Origin of the sequence: Chryseobacterium piperi (assembly GCF_002285635.2) — a bacterium.
GTDB lineage: Bacteria > Bacteroidota > Bacteroidia > Flavobacteriales > Weeksellaceae > Chryseobacterium > Chryseobacterium piperi.
In genome coordinates this window covers 3,622,133-3,641,736 of sequence record NZ_CP023049.2, presented here as the reverse complement: position 1 = coordinate 3,641,736, position 19,604 = coordinate 3,622,133, and the positions used below count along the sequence as shown (strand labels likewise).

At 33.2% G+C, this 19,604-nt stretch carries 12 protein-coding genes; all 12 read right to left on the bottom strand.

What is annotated here, in order from left to right:
* Positions 1-4: 4 nt before the first annotated feature.
* Positions 5-2,557, bottom strand: a complete 2,553-nt coding sequence (gene bamA, locus CJF12_RS15930) for an outer membrane protein assembly factor BamA (protein WP_034685933.1) — start codon at positions 2,555-2,557, stop codon at positions 5-7.
* A gap of 28 nt (positions 2,558-2,585) precedes the next feature.
* Positions 2,586-3,335 (bottom strand): polyprenyl diphosphate synthase, encoded by a 750-nt coding sequence (uppS, locus tag CJF12_RS15925; RefSeq protein WP_034685947.1) that lies wholly within the window; start codon positions 3,333-3,335, stop codon positions 2,586-2,588.
* A gap of 5 nt (positions 3,336-3,340) precedes the next feature.
* Positions 3,341-4,234: a type IX secretion system protein PorG gene (porG, locus tag CJF12_RS15920; protein ID WP_034685931.1), complete on the bottom strand. Its 894-nt coding sequence runs from the start codon at positions 4,232-4,234 to the stop codon at positions 3,341-3,343.
* Between the two features lie 213 nt (positions 4,235-4,447).
* A complete protein-coding gene (locus CJF12_RS15915) occupies positions 4,448-6,934 on the bottom strand; it encodes a polysaccharide biosynthesis tyrosine autokinase (RefSeq protein ID WP_034685930.1) in 2,487 nt (828 codons plus the stop codon).
* 4 nt (positions 6,935-6,938) lie between these two features.
* A complete protein-coding gene (locus CJF12_RS15910) occupies positions 6,939-7,799 on the bottom strand; it encodes a polysaccharide biosynthesis/export family protein (RefSeq protein ID WP_034685929.1) in 861 nt (286 codons plus the stop codon).
* A gap of 40 nt (positions 7,800-7,839) precedes the next feature.
* A complete protein-coding gene (locus tag CJF12_RS15905) occupies positions 7,840-8,958 on the bottom strand; it encodes a glycosyltransferase family 4 protein (protein WP_034685928.1) in 1,119 nt (372 codons plus the stop codon).
* A gap of 116 nt (positions 8,959-9,074) precedes the next feature.
* Entirely contained in the window at positions 9,075-10,079 is a 1,005-nt protein-coding gene (locus CJF12_RS15900) for a glycosyltransferase family 2 protein (protein ID WP_034685926.1), read from the bottom strand.
* A 3-nt stretch (positions 10,080-10,082) separates the two neighbouring features.
* Positions 10,083-11,153 carry a formimidoylglutamase gene (locus CJF12_RS15895; RefSeq protein WP_034685924.1) on the bottom strand — a complete coding sequence of 357 codons (1,071 nt, stop codon included), beginning with the start codon at positions 11,151-11,153 and terminating at the stop codon, positions 10,083-10,085.
* Positions 11,154-11,263: 110 nt separating this feature from the next.
* Complete coding sequence (gene topA, locus CJF12_RS15890; protein WP_034685923.1) at positions 11,264-13,810, bottom strand: type I DNA topoisomerase; 2,547 nt, start codon at positions 13,808-13,810, stop codon at positions 11,264-11,266.
* A gap of 292 nt (positions 13,811-14,102) precedes the next feature.
* Positions 14,103-17,585: a T9SS type A sorting domain-containing protein gene (locus CJF12_RS15885; RefSeq protein WP_084675669.1), complete on the bottom strand. Its 3,483-nt coding sequence runs from the start codon at positions 17,583-17,585 to the stop codon at positions 14,103-14,105.
* Between the two features lie 327 nt (positions 17,586-17,912).
* Entirely contained in the window at positions 17,913-19,052 is a 1,140-nt protein-coding gene (locus tag CJF12_RS15880; protein WP_034685921.1) for an EpsG family protein, read from the bottom strand.
* Positions 19,053-19,054: 2 nt separating this feature from the next.
* Complete coding sequence (locus tag CJF12_RS15875; protein WP_051887334.1) at positions 19,055-19,462, bottom strand: hypothetical protein; 408 nt, start codon at positions 19,460-19,462, stop codon at positions 19,055-19,057.
* Positions 19,463-19,604 lie beyond the last annotated feature (142 nt).

The window sequence follows — 19,604 nt, the reverse complement described above, 5'->3', positions numbered from 1 at the left end:
TGAATTATAATGTTTGGTTCATTAAGAAGTGTGTCTGCCAACCTGAAATTTGACCCGAAACTGTCTTATCAAATCCATAAGCGAAGTCAAATCCTATTAACCCGAAAGCACCCATATAAACTCTTACCCCTACACCAACAGATCTTTTTAACTGGAATGGGTTGTAAGTACCCCATGAATTCCAAACATTTCCTCCTTCAGCAAAAGTTAATGCATAAATCTTAGCAGTTTGATTCAAGGAAATAGGATACCTTAATTCTAAAGTAAATCTATTATAAATAGTTCCACCCCCTCTTGGAGTAATATCTCCCTGGCTTCCATCTCCACCATATTGACTTGCATTCTGATAACCTCTTAAAGGAATCAATTCTCTACCATCAAACCTTCCTCCGAAAAGTCCGGTTCCTCCCATATAGAATCTTTCAAACGGAGGAGCACCTAATTGTTTATTATACCCATCCATGAATCCCATTTCTGCAGAAGATCTTAATACCAGCTTTCCAATAATTTCATTATAAACATCAGCTTTGAATTTAACCTTGTAAAATTCCATCCATTTATACTTAGCTGCTGGAGTCATCGCATCATAATTTTTATTACTAAACAATGAGTATGGCGGAGTGAATTTTGCAGAAAGCTCAATATTAGAACCTACTGTTGGGAATATTGGATCTATCCCAGCAGAGTTTCTGCTTAATCCTACATTTATGCTTAAGTTATTAGCGCTTCCATAGTTTTCTGTTGATCCCCCAAAGTCAAACGGATAGTTTTTAAAGTTATAGTTCTGATATTGGAGCCCCGTATACAAAGAGAAATAATCATCCGGCCATCTTAATAATCTGTTTAACCCCACTGAAGCAGAGAAAATATTCAATTTTGATGGATCAGTACTTGTAGAAGTAATGGATGTATTATACCTAACGATAGAGTTATTGACACTTACAGAAAGTGCTGTAGGTTTTGTCCCGAATAACCAAGGCTCAGTAAATGAAACCCCATAATTCTGGAAAAACTGACCAGCCTGCGCCTGAATAGATAGAATCTGTCCATCTCCCTGAGGTACCGGCCTGAAGTCTTTGAACTTAAGGAAATTTTTTAATGAGAAATTATTAAAGGTCAATCCTAATGTTCCGATAAAACTATTCCCCCCGTAACCAGCTTGCAACTGAACCTGTGAGGATCCTTTTTCTACTAGCTTCCAGTTTATATCTACTGTATTATCCTGCTGATTTGGCTGAATATCCTGACCAATTTGTTGTGGGTCGAAAAAGGACATACCTGCTAAATCAAAATAAGTTCTCTTGATTTCTGTTTTCTTAAATAATTCTCCTGGTTTCGTTCTCAAGGCTCTAAGAATAACGTGGTCATGAGTTGTGGTATTCCCTTGCCAGGTAACTCTGTTCCATGTCGCCTGCTCTCCTTCGTTTATTCTAATTTCTAAGTTAATAGAGTCACCTGATACAGATTTTTCAACCGGTGTTACATTTGAGAAAAGGTATCCGTTATTCATATATACGGATTTGATATCTGAATCATCTTCTTTTCCTCCGTCTTCACCAACTTTTTTATTGAAACCTACAGCATCGTAAATATCCCCTTTTTTATAACCTAGAAGTCTTTGTAAATACTCCGTAACATATACTGTATTTCCGGTAAAAGTAACATCTCCGATATAGTATTTTTTACCTTCTTTTAGTTTTACATTAATTTCGTAATTATTCTTTTTATTTCTCCAGACAGAATCTGAAACAATAGTTGCATCTCGATATCCTAAAGAGTTATAGTAACTGATCAAGCTTTGTTTATCTTCCTGATATTTACTTTCAATAAATTTCGATGACTTCAAGATACCTCCAATACCGAATCTCTTTTGTTTCGTTTCTTTGAAAGCTTTATTTCTTAATTGTCTATCACTTACATTTTCATTCCCTTCGAACTCGATGTGGTCGATCTTTATTCTCTTACCCTTATCTACATTAATAGTCCAATTCACTAAAGCAGGATCATTTGCATTTACTTTATCCTGAATGGAAATTTTAGCATCTGCAAATCCTTTTTTGATGTAATCTTTCGGAATATTTGTTTTAAGACTTGAAACTAAATTCTGTGTAATTTTAGTTCCCGGTTTAAGGTTGTTATCTTTCGCCAGTTTTTCACTTTTCGATTTACCAATTCCCTTTCCGGAAAATTTAACTTCTCCAAGTTCCTTTAGGTCCTGTAAGTAAAATTTCAAAACTACCGTTTCTCCTTCAATACTTTGAACATAAACTTCTACTTCAGAAAATGATTGGGTGTCCCAAAGCTTTTTGATAGCATTGCTAACTTTTTGTCCTGGAATATCCACATTTTCTCCTTTAGATAAACCTGTAAATCTTAAGATTTGCGCAGGCGTATATTTCTTAACCCCATCTACAACAATGTCTTTAAGAACGTAAGTTCCTGCTTGATTTTCTGCATGCACAGGGTTACTCACTTTTGTGCTATCCTGTGGAGTTACCTGTCCATAAAAATGTGCAGAAGCAACAAACATGATGATGGGTAATAGTCTAAACTTCATTTTATCGTAGTCTTTCTTTTCTTAAAAATTATTGGATTTTTATTTGTTCGCCAGTTAGGCCATATCTTCTTTCTTTGTTTTGATAATCAACAATACATTGGAAGAAAATATCTTTTGTAAAGTCTGGCCACAGAACATTTAAAAATTGGAGTTCTGCATAGGCGATCTGCCAAAGGAGAAAGTTGCTTATTCTTGTTTCACCACTGGTTCTTATAAGCAAATCTACAGGAGGAAAATCTTTTGTATAAAGATAATTTTCGAATAATTTTTCATCAATATTCTCTACTTCTATCTTTCCTTCTTTTACATCAGAACTTATATTTTTTACAGCATTTAGTATCTCATTTTGAGAGCCATAGCTTATGGCTAATACCAAATTCCCTTTTGTGTTTTCTTTTGTTAGCTCTACTACTCTCATTAACTGATCTTTCACAAGTGGAGGCAGTTTTTCCAAATTACCAATAACATGCATCCGCAATCCCTTACTGAAAATCTCCTCGGCTTCTAACAATAATGTTTCTGTCAGTAAACTCATTAAAGTGTTTACTTCATTAGCAGGCCGATTCCAATTTTCCGAAGAAAATGTATACAATGTTAAATAAGGGATATCAATCTCATTACATGCATTAATGGCATTTCTCACAGCATTAATAGCATTTTTGTGACCAAAAGTTCTTTCTTCGCCACGAGATTTAGCCCATCTTCCGTTACCATCCATTATAATGGCAACATGTTTTGGTAAATTCTCTGAATTTATTTTATCTTTAATCAACGACATATTCATTAATCACAATAACATGGAGGTCTTCCAAAAGAGAACGTAAGCCCTAAACTAAAGGTATTCATCCAGTCTTTAGATTTTGTATCTCCAATATTTCTTTCATTAACAAATGCAGTTTCTCTTTCTTTAGAAACAGCATAATAATCTCCCGTTTGTAGTAGGGACCCTCCTGTGTTCGGACTTAAAATATCCGCATTATAAGAGGACTTCACATCTTTAGTTAATATCTTACTATGATCTAACTGATCTGTTAATGTATATCTAAAAGTAGCTTCAGCAAATATTGCCCAGCTATGATTGAATTTATATTTCAATCCAACTCCAAAAGGAATATGCACGGTTACTTTTCTCCCCAGTGAGTATTCTGCTCTTGTTGTAAAATCCATTTCATTAATTGGTGCCTGTGCCACCCCATCTGCATCTCTTCTAAAATCATTGATCAAAGTCGCCTTCGGTGCATCAAACATTAAACCTCCAATCCCTCCAAATATATATGGACTCACCATACTTATCTGCTCATTGTTTACCGGGAAAAAATTATACTCAAACATTAAACTCGCTTCATATACATTATTCTTTCCAAATGAGTTTCTATTTCTTCTGTAATCTTCCTTTGCTGCTTTATCACTAAACTGAATCTGATTATATCCTAAGTCTAATCTAACAGTCTGGTAAGGGTTAAAATTAAATCTATATAAAATACCTCCATAAAATGGGATTCCCCAATCTGAAGCTCTGCTTAAATCCAACGGCTTTTGTAAAATATAACTCGTACTTCCTATATCACCCACTAGGTTACTCATACCTAGACGAACCCCCAATTCGTTTCTTTGTGCTTTGACACTCACCAATGTTCCAAGGACGGTAAGGAAGCTAAACAATAATTTTTTATTCATAAAAGAATATGGATTTATGGTTATTTTAAAAATTAATTTTTGCAAATATAAAACATTTTTATATTAATGATATTCTTAATGTTTAGTTAAAAACAAACAAAAAAACATAATTTGTTATAAAGTAAACGACAAAGTGCCCGAAATATTCTTTTTTTAATAGATTCGAAATTCTACATATATAATAAACCCCCATTAAATGAGGGTTTAAATATATTATTTTTTATTAAATATTGACTGCACCTTATTTCTTATTTTAATCAATAATGGTTCTTTATAGTTTTTATCTTCATCAAAATACCCATAACCGTATCCATAGCCATAACCATAGCCGTAACCATAGCCTTGTTTTACAGTATAGTCATTATAAACAAGACCTAAGTTCTTTATTTCATTATTATGATATTTTTCAGTAATCATTTTAAGCATATACTTCTCTGTATATTCATGACGAACAACATAAATATTCGTGTCCGAGTATTTCATCAGTTCATAGGAATCTGCAACTAATCCCACTGGTGGTGAGTCAATAATAATGAAGTCATAGATATTTCTAAGTTCTTCAATAAAATTGATGTTTTTATTACTCATCAATAACTCCGATGGATTGGGAGGAATAGGACCAGATGTAGCAACATCCAGATTAGGAATTTTTGTTTTATTAATAATTTGATCTATCGAAACTTCTCCTGTCAAATAATTTGAAATTCCATATTTATTATCAATCTTAAAATCACCAAAAATCTTAGGCTTTCTTAAGTCCATTCCTAGTAAGATTGTTTTTTTGTCGCTTAATCCAAGTACAGATGCCAAGTTAATTGAAACGTAAGTTTTACCCTCTCCTCCAATAGAAGATGTAATAAGCACCACTTTACTTCTATCATTTTCACCCGATAAAAACCTCATGTTCGCTCTTATTCCTCTAAATGCTTCTGAAACCGAAGACTTCGGCTGCTCTAAAACGGTAAGCATATTTTCGTTATTATTATTTCCAACCACACCAAGTAAAGGAATTTTGGTTGCACCTAATAGCTCTTTAATGTTTCTTATCTTATTATCTAATAGCTCACCAGCAAGTATAAACAATAATGGTAAAAATAACAATCCTCCTATAATAGCAAATTTGGTTCCTTTTACGTTAGGACCAATTGGTCCCTGTCCAACATTTTTTGCAGGGTCAATAACTGTTATATCCGATTGGCTGGTTGCCATTCTCATCTTAGTTTCACTTTGTCGCCCAAGCAGGCTATTATAAGTTGCCTCAATTATATTATATCCTCTTTCTGCATCTAAATATTTTCTTTCTTTTTCAGGATAAGCATCAAGATCAGCATTAGCTTCAGCTATTTGTTGGTCGATCTTGCTTATTTCTTTATAATATCCACTATAATAATTACTTAAAGCACTTGAAGAATTTTGTTTAGCTTCATTAATCAACCTATTAATTTCTTTCATAGGTTCAGAGTTGGGTCTATAAATAGTTGACATCTCTCTCCTCTTCAGGTACAGTGCTTTAAGTTCCGTAACAGATGCAGAGAACATTCCATCTTCAAATCCAGCTGCATTGGTACTTATCATATTGTCAAAATTCTGGGTATCAATAGTATTTTTAATATTATTGAGAGAACTTAATTTACTCACTAAATCGGCTTTCTTTGCCTCAAGATCTTTGATTTTAATTAAAGACTTCTCATCTCTATCTTTAATATCATATAACTTTTCGGAAGTTTTTAGGTAATTAAGAATATTTGCACTTGAGTCAAGCTGTTTTCTTACCTCATTAAGATTATTTTTAAGATAACTTTCTGTATTTTTATCAACGGTAACTTTATCCAACATTCTCTTTTTCTGTAATTGGCTTACAGATCTATTTAAGAAGTTTACTGTCCCATTTAGATTAAACCCTTTTTTAGTAATAATCATAATGGTATTAATTTCTTTATCAAACTCAACTCCAACCGAAGAAACAATACTATTAACAGATTGATTTACTGAAGTAAAATTAACAATAATATTATCAAGCTTAATACTGGTCTTTATAGGATTTTCAAGTAATCTGAATTTCAAATTAGGAGAGGTATACCAATCTCCTATTCTGATTATTTTATTTGCTGGTCTTTTATAATTTTTGATACTTTGAAAACCTTCTACTTCATAACTATATAAGTTTGTTGATTCTCCTGTTTCCGGCAAAACAACTTCATATGTACCCGCTCCTTTAGGAATAATGGTTATAGGATAATCAATCTGTTGCAGGTGCTTTTTATCTATTTGTACGAATACAGGAGAGTCGTCCTTATCTAAATACGTTGACTTTATAGATCCTTTAGTTGAGTAATTAACAAAAAGGTCCAATTCTTTCACAAGAAATTCATTATGAGATCTTGATAAAAGCATTTTTTTCAAGTAAATTCCATCCTGATTTCCCCCTTGCCCCCAGATAAAATTAATAGATTGGTTTGGAGTAAAGTAACTCGAGGTATTATTTGAAACACTTAAGGATAAGTTCGAAGCATAAATATTTTGTGCATAATACTTCCCATACATCCAAGAAATAGAGTATCCAATGAACAGCATAAGAACAAACCAATACCAGTTATTTAATATCCTCCTAAGAAAGTGTTCAATATCAAATAATTCGAAGTTGCCACTCTTTTCTTTTTGAGAACTATTTTTCTCTACAGTTTCTTTTCCTGGAATCATAATATTAAAGTCTTGTTAGAATTAAATAAACTGACAAAGCTGTTGTAATTAATGAAACCCCTGTCGCTATCGTCTGTATCGGATCCTTTCCTAATCCATTCAAACTCTTTCCTCTTGTATTAAGATAAATTTCATCTCCATTTTGTATATAATAATATGGTGAGTTCATTACATCTTCACGGGTAAGATCTATTTTTGCTATTTTAATTCCTTCTGGTAATTTTCTATGAATTACAATTGATTTTCTATCAACACTTTTATTTAGCCCTCCATTAATAGCTAATGCTTCGGTGATAGTTAGTGTATTTTTGTGGGCAATTTTTTCGCCTGAAATCTCTATTCCCTCAGTATCTCCAAGAATATAATAAGTAATACCATCTGTATTTAATCTCACTTGTGATTTTCCATCCTGGAAGTTTTCATTTACTTTTTCTTGGATTTCTTTCGTTATTTCTTCAATTGTTCTTCCTTCAGCTTTAATATAACCGATACCAAAAACATTGATATCTCCATTGGAGTCTACTTTTAACCCATTAAAATAAAAATTAGTATTTCCTCCTCCATTATTCCCTGTACGCCCCATGGTAGCCGCAGCATTCACATTCGAATTTGGAGTTACCGTACTTCCCGAAGTATTTAATGTTGAATAAAATTGTGCGGCATCTCCCTTAGGTGTTGTAACAATATTAAGGTTTAATATGTCATTTTTAGTGATCCTATAAATAGGAATATTGTAAGGGACAAGCCCTTCTTCATTAATCACAAGATTTTCATTAGGCTGTAAATACCTCACATCCTTTTTTGTAATACAAGAAGTAAAAAAAATAGGTAGTATTAGAAGGAACAAATTTTTAAAATAATTCATCATATTTTCAATGTTGTTTACAAAAATAAAGATTTAATTGTTACTTTTTATTATTTCTGGTGTAATAAATAAAATCCGGGAAATAAGCACCTGCAAAGCCTAATATGACAATTACCAGAAGTAATAAATTTACATCGATATGTCTTAAATAATAAGCAACCATAACTATAAAAAGATAATACATTATAATATAAATCCCTGATCTCCTATGTGTTATATTAAGCTTTAAAAGCTTATGATGAATATGGTTCTTATCAGCTTCAAATGGAGATTTTTTATTCCAAAGCCTTACAATAATTACATTTAATGTATCTACAATTGGTAAAATCAAGATAGCTACTGCGATCGCAGGTGCAGATTGCAAATGGTATCTTGGTATATCCGGGAGCTTTTTATCTATAAATATATCTATAAAACAAATCCCTGTAAATGCTAATAAAAAGCCCAATAACATCGACCCTGTATCTCCCATGAATATTTTATTGGTTCTATAATTAGACAGATTATAATAAAGAAACGCTAAAACAGCTCCAATTATAACGACAGACAATACAACTAGCGGATAATTATATTCACCCAATCTGTAATAGCTTATCCCAAACAACGCACTACATATCACAGAGTATCCTCCTGCCAGGCCATCAATCCCATCAATTAAGTTAAATGCATTGATAAGAATAATAAAAGTGACAATACTAAATAAAACACTTAAAACGTATTCTAGTTCATAAATTCCAAAAATTCCAAACAAATTTCTGATTCTGATATCTGATCCTATGACAATAAGTGCCGATACAACAATCTGTGCCACCAGCTTTTTATATGCCCGCATCACCACAATATCATCCATCACACCCACATACAGAAGAATAAGTAAGGAAGCAAACAAAAATTTATACAAGTCAAAAAGTTCGTATGCAAAAATAGAAGTACAAATACCTATTGAATAGAAGATAGCAATACCCCCAAGATTAGGTATTTTTCTCAGGTGAGAACTTCTTACTCCCGGCTCATCCATCAGATTTTTTCTTCTAGAAATTTTAATAATGGTAGGAACGGAGAAAAATGTAATTAAAAAAGAGAACAAGAAGCCTAATCCTATTTTTACATAAAAAATAGAAATCCCCACATCGCTCAAGAACAATTCAAAATTCTTCATTTTTTTCTAATTAAGCGCTTTTTGTTTCTGACAGCAGAATATTTTCTAGTTATCACATATTAAAAACTATCCAATAATAGCTTATTATATTGAAACAGTAGCACTTGCATTTGTGTTTAGATTAATTTTCTTATCAATTTCTTTTGTCCGGCAAAATATAATAGATAAAATATCTTTTTTTTCAGTGGCAAATATAAAATATAATTCCTACCAAAACGAGTATAGTTTAATATATCTTTAATTTTAAGATTTCTTTTTTTAATAAAAACACCTAGTTGATTCGACATTTCATAAAAAGTTTTCTTATCCTTCACATAGGCCAGATAGGCTAGAAAAGTATATACTCCTTCCAAAATCTGAAAGTTTTTTAGCTCTTTTTCCTTTGACGAATATTGGGACTTTTCAAATGCAGATTCTACATCCTCTACTGCTCTTAAAATATCAAGCCCCTTTTCTGTATGTGTCTTTGTAATAGAATCCGTACGTTCCAGATACTGATAATGAAATTTTTGGGTTTGTGCCAGCGTTTTACATTCCAATAAAAGCTGTGGAATAAGTTGAATATCTTCAAAATGCACCGCTTTTTTGAACCGCTTTTGAGTAAAAAGCTCTTTTCTGAATAATTTATTACATGCGAAATAACTTAAATCTGAAAAGACAGAAAAATTCTTTTCTAAATCTATTTTCTCCGACATATTAGGTAACTGCTTTAACTTCTGGGTTATATTTCCGGATTCGTCAACCTTTTGAATATTGCAAATAACCATTTCTGCACCATGTTTTTCAGCTAAGGCTAGCATTTCTTCAAACATATCTGCCGTAACATAGTCATCACTATCTACAAACCCTATATATTCTGCTGTTGCGTGATCTATTCCAAAATTCCTTGCATCGCTCAGCCCTCCATTTTCCTTATTATATGCCTTTATCTTATCAGGAAATGCTTTAGCATATTCTTGGATAATCTTTTCAGAGGTATCTTTGCTTCCATCATTAACAATAACAACTTCAATACTGCTAAGGGTCTGATTCATTAAAGAATCCAGACATTTTGCCAGATAGTTTTCAACATTGTAGACGGGAACTATGATAGAAATTTTTGCGGGAACAGTGTTTACCATATATTAAATTTTCGTCAGCCTTGCGTTCAACCATCCTTTTTTTGCCTCATCAAAGTCTTTTCTTGAGCACGGAATGCAATTTTCTATATTTTCATCATCGCCAAAATACCATAAATCACTGAAAGTATCTCGCTTAAATGCATATTGATAATCATCAATCAGAACATAAAACACCTCATAATGCCTTTCTTTTGGGTGAGACCTCTGAATATTAATTCCTTCAATTAAATACCAGATCATCTGTGCTAAAAGCTGGTGATTAAGTTGGCTTTCAGAATAAATATTGTAATTAAAAATACCCACAGACTTTAGATTTTCACTAAGCCCTATCTCCTTCATATAAGCACAAATTTCTCTTCTATTTAGCCCATTTACCTGTGGATTCATTGAAAAAGGCTCACTAAAGCTTTCAATAGCATCACAATTAACGGTGACCAGATCCGCTTTTCTAAAGAAAGGTTCTGTTTTTTCTGTAGAATTCATCATTTCCGCAAGTCGGATAATATCAAACTCTACTTCTTTGATCAGCTTCACAGAATCAACTTCATTTAAATGTTTCTGATACCCGAGATGATGATAATTTTTAATGGAAAAGTTTTTAGCTCCTAAGATTTTGCTTAAAAAAGTGTGCTCATTAATCTCCTCTCCCTGTTTAAGAGAAATGATATTACTGATCTGCGTATAATTAATATTTTTTTGATGAAAATTCAACCCGGAGAACAAGGAGTACGCAAAATCATTTGACCCTCCAATAATTACGGGAATAGCTCTTTTGTAATGACAAGCAGATAAAACTTCTTGTAGAATATAGTGAGAATCCTGAACGGATTTACCCGAGACCAAATCACCTAAATCAATAATGGGAATTTCAAAATCCAGTTGTGAAAGTTTATAAAATTCCTTTCTTATTGCCGTAAAATCTTGTACCTCTGCTTCACCGTTGGCCCCTCGATAATCAGAGACAAACAGCAAAACAATACTGTCTTCCTTTATCTCTTTCTTTATTCGATTTCCGATCTGCCAGTTTTCAGTTTTGAAATTTCTCGGGGAAATAATAAAATCTTCAAAATCCATTCTCTCTAAATTAAATCTTAAAATCAAAAATATTAAAATAAAATCATTTTATCCTCATAAAAAAGCCATTAACACACAATGTTAATGGCTTTATATGTATAATTTTAAAATTACTTCTTTTTGGCTGTTGTTTTTTTTGCTGCAGGAGCCTTCTTCTTAGCCGCAGGCTTTTTCTTCTCTGCAAATGCATTTTTATCCTGGGCTGTAATCCACTTTTTCACCTCATCCAAAGAAACTTCTTTTAATTCTTCAGCATCATATTTGGTTTCATCCTTTTTCTTTGGAATCTTAAACATCGCCTTTCCAAATTTAACGAATGGGCCCCATCTTCCATTTTCAATAGAAATTTTCTCCTTTTCCCATTGCTGGATATACCTATTGGCTTCTTTCTCCAATTTTGCATCAATTAATTCGTTGATATCGCTCTGAGAAAGATTATCAAAGTTATATTTTTTAGGAACATTCACAAAAATGCTCTGGTATTTGATAAATGGTCCAAATCTTCCGGTTCCTTTTGTTACAGGCTCTCCTTTATAAGTCGCAATCGGAGCATCTGCTTTTTTCTTTTCACCAATGATTTCTTCCGCACGTTTTTGATCTACGGAAAGAGGGTCTTCACCTTTAGGAATGCTAATATATGTTTCACCCCATTTTACGTAAGGCCCGAATCTACCAACTCCTACGGAAACAGCCTGTCCTTCGTAATCATTAAGTTCGAAAGGTAATTTGAATAATTCCAGAGCTTCTTCAAGGCTAATGGTTGCAATATTCTGACCAACCATTAATGATGCAAAAGTTGGCTTTTCTTCATCTTCAGTTTCTCCAATCTGGATCATTGCTCCAAATCTACCAATTCTTGCATGTACATTTTTACCTGTTTTAGGATCAACTCCTAATAACCGGTCCCCGTTAGCGCGATCTGCATTTTCTTCAACATCAGCAATTCTCGGGTGAAATTTAGAATAGAAGTCAGTCATCATCTCCTTCCATTTTTGATCACCATTGGCAATTTCATCAAAACTTTCTTCTACTCTTGCTGTGAATCCGTAATCCAGGATCTCTTTAAAATGATCGATAAGGAAGTCATTAACAACTTCACCTATATCTGTAGGAACAAATTTATTTTTATCTCCGCCGAACTTTTCGTCAAGAACTACTTTTTTTATTTTGTCTTTTACTAAAGACATTTTTACTACTTCCCGAGTTTGCGGTTCAATCTCACGTTTATCAACATACTCACGATTTTGAATAGTCTGAATTGTCGGCGCATAAGTAGATGGACGACCAATTCCTAATTCTTCAAGTTTTTTTACCAATCCTGCTTCCGTATATCGTGCACTTGGTCTGGTAAATTTTTCAGTTGCTGTGATTGATTTATATTCTAAAACCTCTCCTATACTTACCTTTGGCAATAACTTTTCATTATTCTCATCATCTTCATCTTCGGTTTTTACAATTCCATAAGCTTTTAAGAAACCATCAAAAATGATCACCTCTCCCTGCGCTTCAAAATGCTGCGGCAAGCTAGGGTTCCCAATTTCAATTACTGTTTTCTCTATTTTAGCATTAGCCATCTGAGAGGCCAGTGTTCTTCTGTATATCAGCTGATATAATCTGTTTAATTGAGTATCACCGATACTCTTTACTCCAAAATCAGTAGGACGAATAGCCTCGTGAGCTTCCTGTGCCGAAGCTGACTTTGTAGTATATTTCCTTGGAGCAGAATATTCCGTTCCATATTCTGAAATAATTTGTTTTTTTGCTCCTTCTATTGCCTCCTGAGAAAGATTTACTGAGTCTGTTCTCATGTAAGTAATATACCCCTCCTCATATAATCTTTGAGCAAGACGCATCGTATTGGTAACGTTATAGCCTAATCTTGAAGATGCTTCCTGTTGTAGTGTAGAAGTTGTAAAAGGTGCGGATGCAGAACGTGTTCCCGGCTTAGTTTCAACATTCAGAACTTTAAATTCTGTAGTTTTTGCCGTTTCTAGGAACTTTTCAGCATCTTCTTCTTTTTCAAAATCCTTTTTAAGTTTTGCGGAAATTTCCTGCTCCGTTTTATTTAAGAAAATACCTTCTAATTTAAAACTTGCTTTTGGGGTGAATACACGAATTTCCTTTTCTCTTTCAACAATCAACCTTACAGCTACAGACTGAACTCTACCCGCAGATAATCCTGGTTTCACTTTTTTCCAAAGAACCGGAGACATTTCAAAACCTACAATTCGGTCTAAAACTCTTCGGGCCTGTTGAGCATTCACCAAATTTTGATCAATATCTCTAGGATTTTCGATTGCTTTTAGAATGGCATTTTTAGTAATCTCATGGAAAACAATTCTTTTTCTGTTTTCCGGTTTTAATTTTAATTCATCTGCCAAATGCCATGCAATAGCCTCTCCTTCACGATCCTCATCGGAAGCTAACCAAACTATTTCAGCTTTTTTTACAGCAGATTTCAATTCCGTTACTAATTTCTTCTTGTCTGCAGAAACTTCGTAATCAGGACTGAATGTCTCAAGATCAATTCCCATTCCTTTTTTGGGTAAATCCCGGATATGACCGAAACTCGATTTCACATCAAAATCCTTTCCTAAATATTTCTGAATAGTTTTTGCTTTGGCCGGGGACTCTACGATTACTAAATTTTTCGACATTCTAAAATTTTTGCAAAAGTAAAGCTTTTTTATTAGATAGATTTTGTTACAATTTTTTAATTCGGAATCTTATGTATTTAAAAACAGTAGTTTTAAGGCCGTCACTCTTTCAAAATAAGCAGTTTACATCGAATTATTCTTAATTTAAAATATATTTATAGAATTTTTCACCTATGGCCATAAAATTAATAAATGAAGTAAAATGTTATAATACACATATCAAATAACAACATTTTTTTTAATAAGTAAAAAAAAGAGGTCATTTCAAAAATGAAGTGACCTCCCTTTACAGTTATTCTTTAATAATCTTAATAATATTATTTTCGCTGTTAATTCTTATTAAATAAATTCCCGAACTAAGTAATGAAAGACTTGTCTTTCCATTTTCAAACTTACCGGATTTCACTAATTGCCCGGACATATTATATATTTGATAATAATAGCCTTCATTATTAGGAGCTTTTATGTAAAGATCATTTTTTACAGGATTAGGAAATACTGAATTTTTTTCTTTGCTAACAATATCCTTGATATCGCTTTTACTCAAAGGCATTGCCTCCCTTGTGGCAGATAATGAAGTGATCTGAAGCTTGGGAATAACCCCTTCTTCATTTCCATTTGTATCATATTTCATTTTCACACAACGGCAACTCATCCCGAAATAGGGATCATTATTGTCATTAAATGCAATCATCCGATTAGCACTAGAAGCAGCATCAAACAAAATATTAATAGGTCTGCCTATATAATTTGAGATCAAAGCTCCTGTCCAAACTCCAGGATATTGAAAATTAAGTACATTATATGTTCCTTGTGCCGACTGATTCCCTGTAACACTTCTAAATCCTCTGGAGCCTGAATTAGGAAAATTCCCTACCGCATAAGCAGAATTATTAAAAGTATATCCTATTGTAGAGGTAGTACTGGGGTTCCTCACTCTCACTCCAAGATAATCATTTATTACACTATACGAACTGGCTACATTTTTATCTTTTTTATACCATGGTGTCATACCAAAATCCTTTCCTGATATAATAGCTACTCCTGAAACATCAGGAATCCTCCATCCTTCAGGACAAGGATCAAACGGTGATTTTTTTCCACCACGCCCCCATCTGTCCGGCGCCAAATTCGGCTCATTTGATAACCAATCTGTCCCATTGGTATAGCTCGGAACACTGCTATTATAAGAAGCAAAAGTACTTGGAACCATATATACCAGGGGACTCTTAACAGAATAAGAAAGAATTTTTGCAATTTTATCTGAAATCTTATCACTATCCAGCACATTAGCATTTGAAGCGTTAGAATATGTATTATAGGGTACTATATAATTCCCTGAGGTATTATTATAGGTTGCTGCAGTAAGAGTTGTATAAGCAACAGAGCCATTCGCAGCAGTATTTCCTAAAAATACATTATAAGATACCCGGTTATCTGCATATTGAAATGTTGGAATAGGATCTTTTCTTCCCCACTGGTAATGCAATCCTGTGGACGCCCTTATCTTCGCCAACTCTGCGGACGTAGGTGTAAGACCATTAGCCACAACAGGGAATGCATCGGTAGCCCCTAAATTCCTATCCATAAATTCTGTCTGCAAAACAATATCTGCTTTATCCACATAATTGATATAGTTAGTTACATTTCCTACAGGCAGCTCAGTAGTATATTGATAAGTATTGATAGGAGTATCTGTAACCCAAACATGCCAACTCCAATATACAGGATTCGTTATACTACCGTTATGCAAGGTCACCACAGCATTTCCGCTTTGATTAGGATTAACCTGAACTAAAATCTCTGAATTAACAATATCGTCTAATGAATTGGGTGCTGGGTTTGACACAACAATTTTATTTATCAAGTTACTATTCGTAGTCCAAAGCACATTAGTTTTTAAATTATTAAAACTGGAAGCATTTAATATTTCCAAATTTCCAAGAAGTTGACTTTGAACCGAAAATGCCTTACTGATTGGAATTTCAACAACAGATAATGAAGTACTTTTAACAATCTGATAGCTATTAGGATCATCAATCCCTCCCCAATATCCCGCTCCATCATTTAAAAACTCTGTTGGAAAATCATAATTATCCACTACATACAAAGGATCTTTTATACATCTGCATCCATTTGCACTAGATGTATTCATACCCATTAAAGGCAAATATTGGAATCTTCCTTTTATATTGGGAAAGTTGGGATCAGGAACATCTGATTGACCTTTGTCAGGCACCATAAATAACCCCCTTGCTGTAGTAGCAGGGGTAGAATCAAAATGTTTAGCCATAGTGGCTGTCCATAGACTCGTATGATGCTGATCTGTAAATTGGCCCGACTGAGCATTAATTGCAATAAGACCGATACCTGGAAATATTCCCATATCATACCCATCAACATTGGACAAATCAAATCCAATATTAGAATACAATTTAAATCCCTTCATAAAATTAGCAATATTAGCATCCGTAGGCTTTATTATATGATACCCGCTATTTTCAAACGTATTTTTTGGAGTATTGGTTCTTACTCCAAAAGGGGAAAAATCAACTCTAATATCATCTACATAATTTGCAGAAGCCAAATTAGCAACCAATACAGACGGAATCCTCCACCCGTTTGGACATGGATCATATGCAGATTTATCTCTATAAGGCTGAGCTGCAGTATCCGTACTATAGTCTGTATTGACCTTTCCACGCGAATTATCAGACCATAAATTAAGCTCTGTAAGTTGGCTGTCTTTCAGGTTAACTAAGGTTCCGAACCAATTAACCATTAGATTGCTATTGTTATTATAATAAGCAGGTCCGGAGTTGTCATTTTTATTAACGTAGATAAGACTCAATGGATTTTTTACCGATAGTTTGATATTATTTTTAACATCCGCATTGGATAATAAAACAAATTTTCTAAGATCATCAATTCTCACGGCATTGGTAAAGTTTTTAGCCCCCCGGTGTCTTACTCTTCCTATAGAGCCCGAAACTTCATAAAAATCATTTCCTCTATACACTAGAGGGGGTATCGGATCCTTCCTTCCCCATTGATATAACAACCCTCCATTTCTATTCCATTCCATACCCGTAATCGTTCTCTCTACAGCCCCTAAATTTCTATCCATCCACTTCCATTCCGAATCCGGAATCACCTCTATTATTCCATCATTTCTCTCCCTTGTTACTCCGGCAAAACTCTTATACGCAGATCCATTAGTAGGATCGTCCGTTACCCATACATGCCAGGACCAGAAAATATCACCATTTACCCTAAATGCTATTACAGCATTTCCTTTCTTAGACTTATTAACCGGGACTCTAATTTTTGCATTTTGCCCTGAATCTATCATTTCCAAAGCATAGTCAGAGCCACTCAATATAAGCCCCGGAACATCTTCCCATAGCACATCAGCCGCCAACTTACCCACAGGAATCCCATCTCCTCCTACATATTTATCACCTTCCCACATTGCGTATGCCTTCCTGACAGGGATTATTATTCCAGATGAAGTCTGGCTTGGATCAAAAATATAGCTATTCGGGGCTTTGCTCCAATCAACAGCAACCTTTCTCTGGGCCTGTTTAATTGAAGTGATTTTCAAACTATTGGCTTTATTGAACTCTTCTGGAATCTTGATCAAAGAATCCCTCTTTTTTAATAAATAATTATTGATTAATCCTATAGCATTCTTTTCGAATGAAAGATTCATAGAAGAGACACCAATCGAGACAAAACACAATATTGTCACTAAGTTCTTGAATACGTTTCTCATATCCTTAAGTTTGATGTTTAAACACAACTGCAAATTTTAAGCCCTAAACAACAAATAGTCATTAATATTATTAATAACTATTTTATAAATTAATTACACTAAAAATAAAACATAATTAATTATTTATTTATGTAAATTTAATTTCATAACTTAATTCAGCAAAACTACAATTTTATCACAGCAAATTGTAAATAATCCATATTAAATTTATAATACACTAGAAGAATATTCTGCTTAAAAACAATCTAGAATTGAAAATTCCAGCAGATCAAAGAGCCGGCACATTAATGTACCGGCTCTTTGATCTGCTGGAATAATTATTAATTATTAAGGTAAAATATGATTTTTATAAAGATCAATCGAAAATCGTCCAGCTTTAATGTTATTAAAAGTTGAAAATACAATGAAATTAAACACCACTAACGCCAGTATAAATGAATAAATGAGTGATTTGGTCATTTTTGAGGTAACATACATAGCATTAGGAATCAATATATAAGCAAAGCCAACGAATGCTCCAACCAATCGGGAAGAAAAAACAGGATTACTTCTAAAAATAAAATACATACAAATACCTACAACTGCATACATTCTGTGATATTCATAGTAAGGGTATTTTTGAACCATTTTAGTGTCAAAAGCAAATAAAAAGAATGTGAGAATAGCCATCATCGCTTCAGGAATACCAAACCCTCCATTCAACCTTTCTGCCGTTTCATCCATATACCCATTAAAACCTCCTATAAGCTCACTATCAGAAGCCATATTACCTAAAAAATCCCCAAAAAACCTATACACCTCAAATGGAGATAAAATTATCGACCCAATAATCAATATCAACATTATTGTTTTATTCATAGGCATGCGTACAAGCCAGTACATGGGCAAAAATAGATAACACACATTATGAATACCTGAACCTATGAAAACAAAGAATAAATAATGCCACAACTTCCTTTCTTTAATATACTTAATCGCAAAATAAATCATAAAAGTTGCTAAATTTTGCCTTATCTGCCCGCTCTCACCAACAAAAAAACCAGGAATAAACATAAACAAAGTAAAAGTGAAGGGGTAAAAAGTATTATCTTCAGTGTATCGTACCTTAAAAAATATAGCCAAAATCGCGATTAATAAAAGCAGCATGTAGTACGGAGCATTAAATACTCCAATCATTATTTTATTAATCAATACATATAACCATTCTATATCTATACTTTCCGAAGTCTCAATATGCAGAGCTTTCATAAAAATACTCCAGTATTCTTTAGTACTTGAATAAAAATAAATACTCCAATAGCTTCCATAGTCTGGTCCTACATTATCACGAAGACCAGCAATAATTACAAGATAAACCCCTAAAAACCAAAACCATTTTCTATCTACCTTATTTCCATAAACTTCTTGAATGCTAAAAATTAGCATATAGACCATGGCAATTATATAATATGGGTGTAATAAACTCATAATTAGTTCACAGCATTTTTAAATTGATAATAAGTTCTTATAATTACTGAAAGAATAGACTGCAAAAGTACAATCGGCTTCACTTTAAGCACTTTGTCAAAAACCAGAAAATAAAGAACAAAAAAAAGACTATGATAAAATGCCGTTCCGTTTTTTAGAAGAAACTTTCTAAAAAATGTGAGATAATGATCTATGACATACTCCCCAACTCCTGTCAGATACAAACTAAGATAATTAGGAATTACTCTGTAAGCATAAACAGATGAAAACAAATAGTCCGGAGGCCTTTCCGCCGTTTTGAGTCTGGTATATGAAGACTCAAATCCATAATAAGACATAGCAAACAGCAAAAGCGGAAGAATTATAGTAAATAAAAATCCGTTCATTTTTTCATCAAATATTTTCAACATATCAAAACAGCTTTTTATTCGTAATAATTTTGTTTTAAAATATATTATTAATAGGGAACATTTGCAAAAGTATAAGTTTTTTTCATTTCACCTAAATATTTTATTGATTTTCAACCAAACTTAAGCATTAAAAGTTTTGAAC

Coding starts and splice junctions, on each gene's coding strand:
- bamA (WP_034685933.1), bottom strand. CDS start 2,557: ATGAAGTTTAGACTATTACCCATCATCATGTTTGTTGCTTCTGCACAT.
- uppS (WP_034685947.1), bottom strand. CDS start 3,335: ATGTCGTTGATTAAAGATAAAATAAATTCAGAGAATTTACCAAAACAT.
- porG (WP_034685931.1), bottom strand. CDS start 4,234: ATGAATAAAAAATTATTGTTTAGCTTCCTTACCGTCCTTGGAACATTG.
- CJF12_RS15915 (WP_034685930.1), bottom strand. CDS start 6,934: ATGATTCCAGGAAAAGAAACTGTAGAGAAAAATAGTTCTCAAAAAGAA.
- CJF12_RS15910 (WP_034685929.1), bottom strand. CDS start 7,799: ATGAATTATTTTAAAAATTTGTTCCTTCTAATACTACCTATTTTTTTT.
- CJF12_RS15905 (WP_034685928.1), bottom strand. CDS start 8,958: ATGAAGAATTTTGAATTGTTCTTGAGCGATGTGGGGATTTCTATTTTT.
- CJF12_RS15900 (WP_034685926.1), bottom strand. CDS start 10,079: ATGGTAAACACTGTTCCCGCAAAAATTTCTATCATAGTTCCCGTCTAC.
- CJF12_RS15895 (WP_034685924.1), bottom strand. CDS start 11,153: ATGGATTTTGAAGATTTTATTATTTCCCCGAGAAATTTCAAAACTGAA.
- topA (WP_034685923.1), bottom strand. CDS start 13,810: ATGTCGAAAAATTTAGTAATCGTAGAGTCCCCGGCCAAAGCAAAAACT.
- CJF12_RS15885 (WP_084675669.1), bottom strand. CDS start 17,585: ATGAGAAACGTATTCAAGAACTTAGTGACAATATTGTGTTTTGTCTCG.
- CJF12_RS15880 (WP_034685921.1), bottom strand. CDS start 19,052: ATGAGTTTATTACACCCATATTATATAATTGCCATGGTCTATATGCTA.
- CJF12_RS15875 (WP_051887334.1), bottom strand. CDS start 19,462: ATGTTGAAAATATTTGATGAAAAAATGAACGGATTTTTATTTACTATA.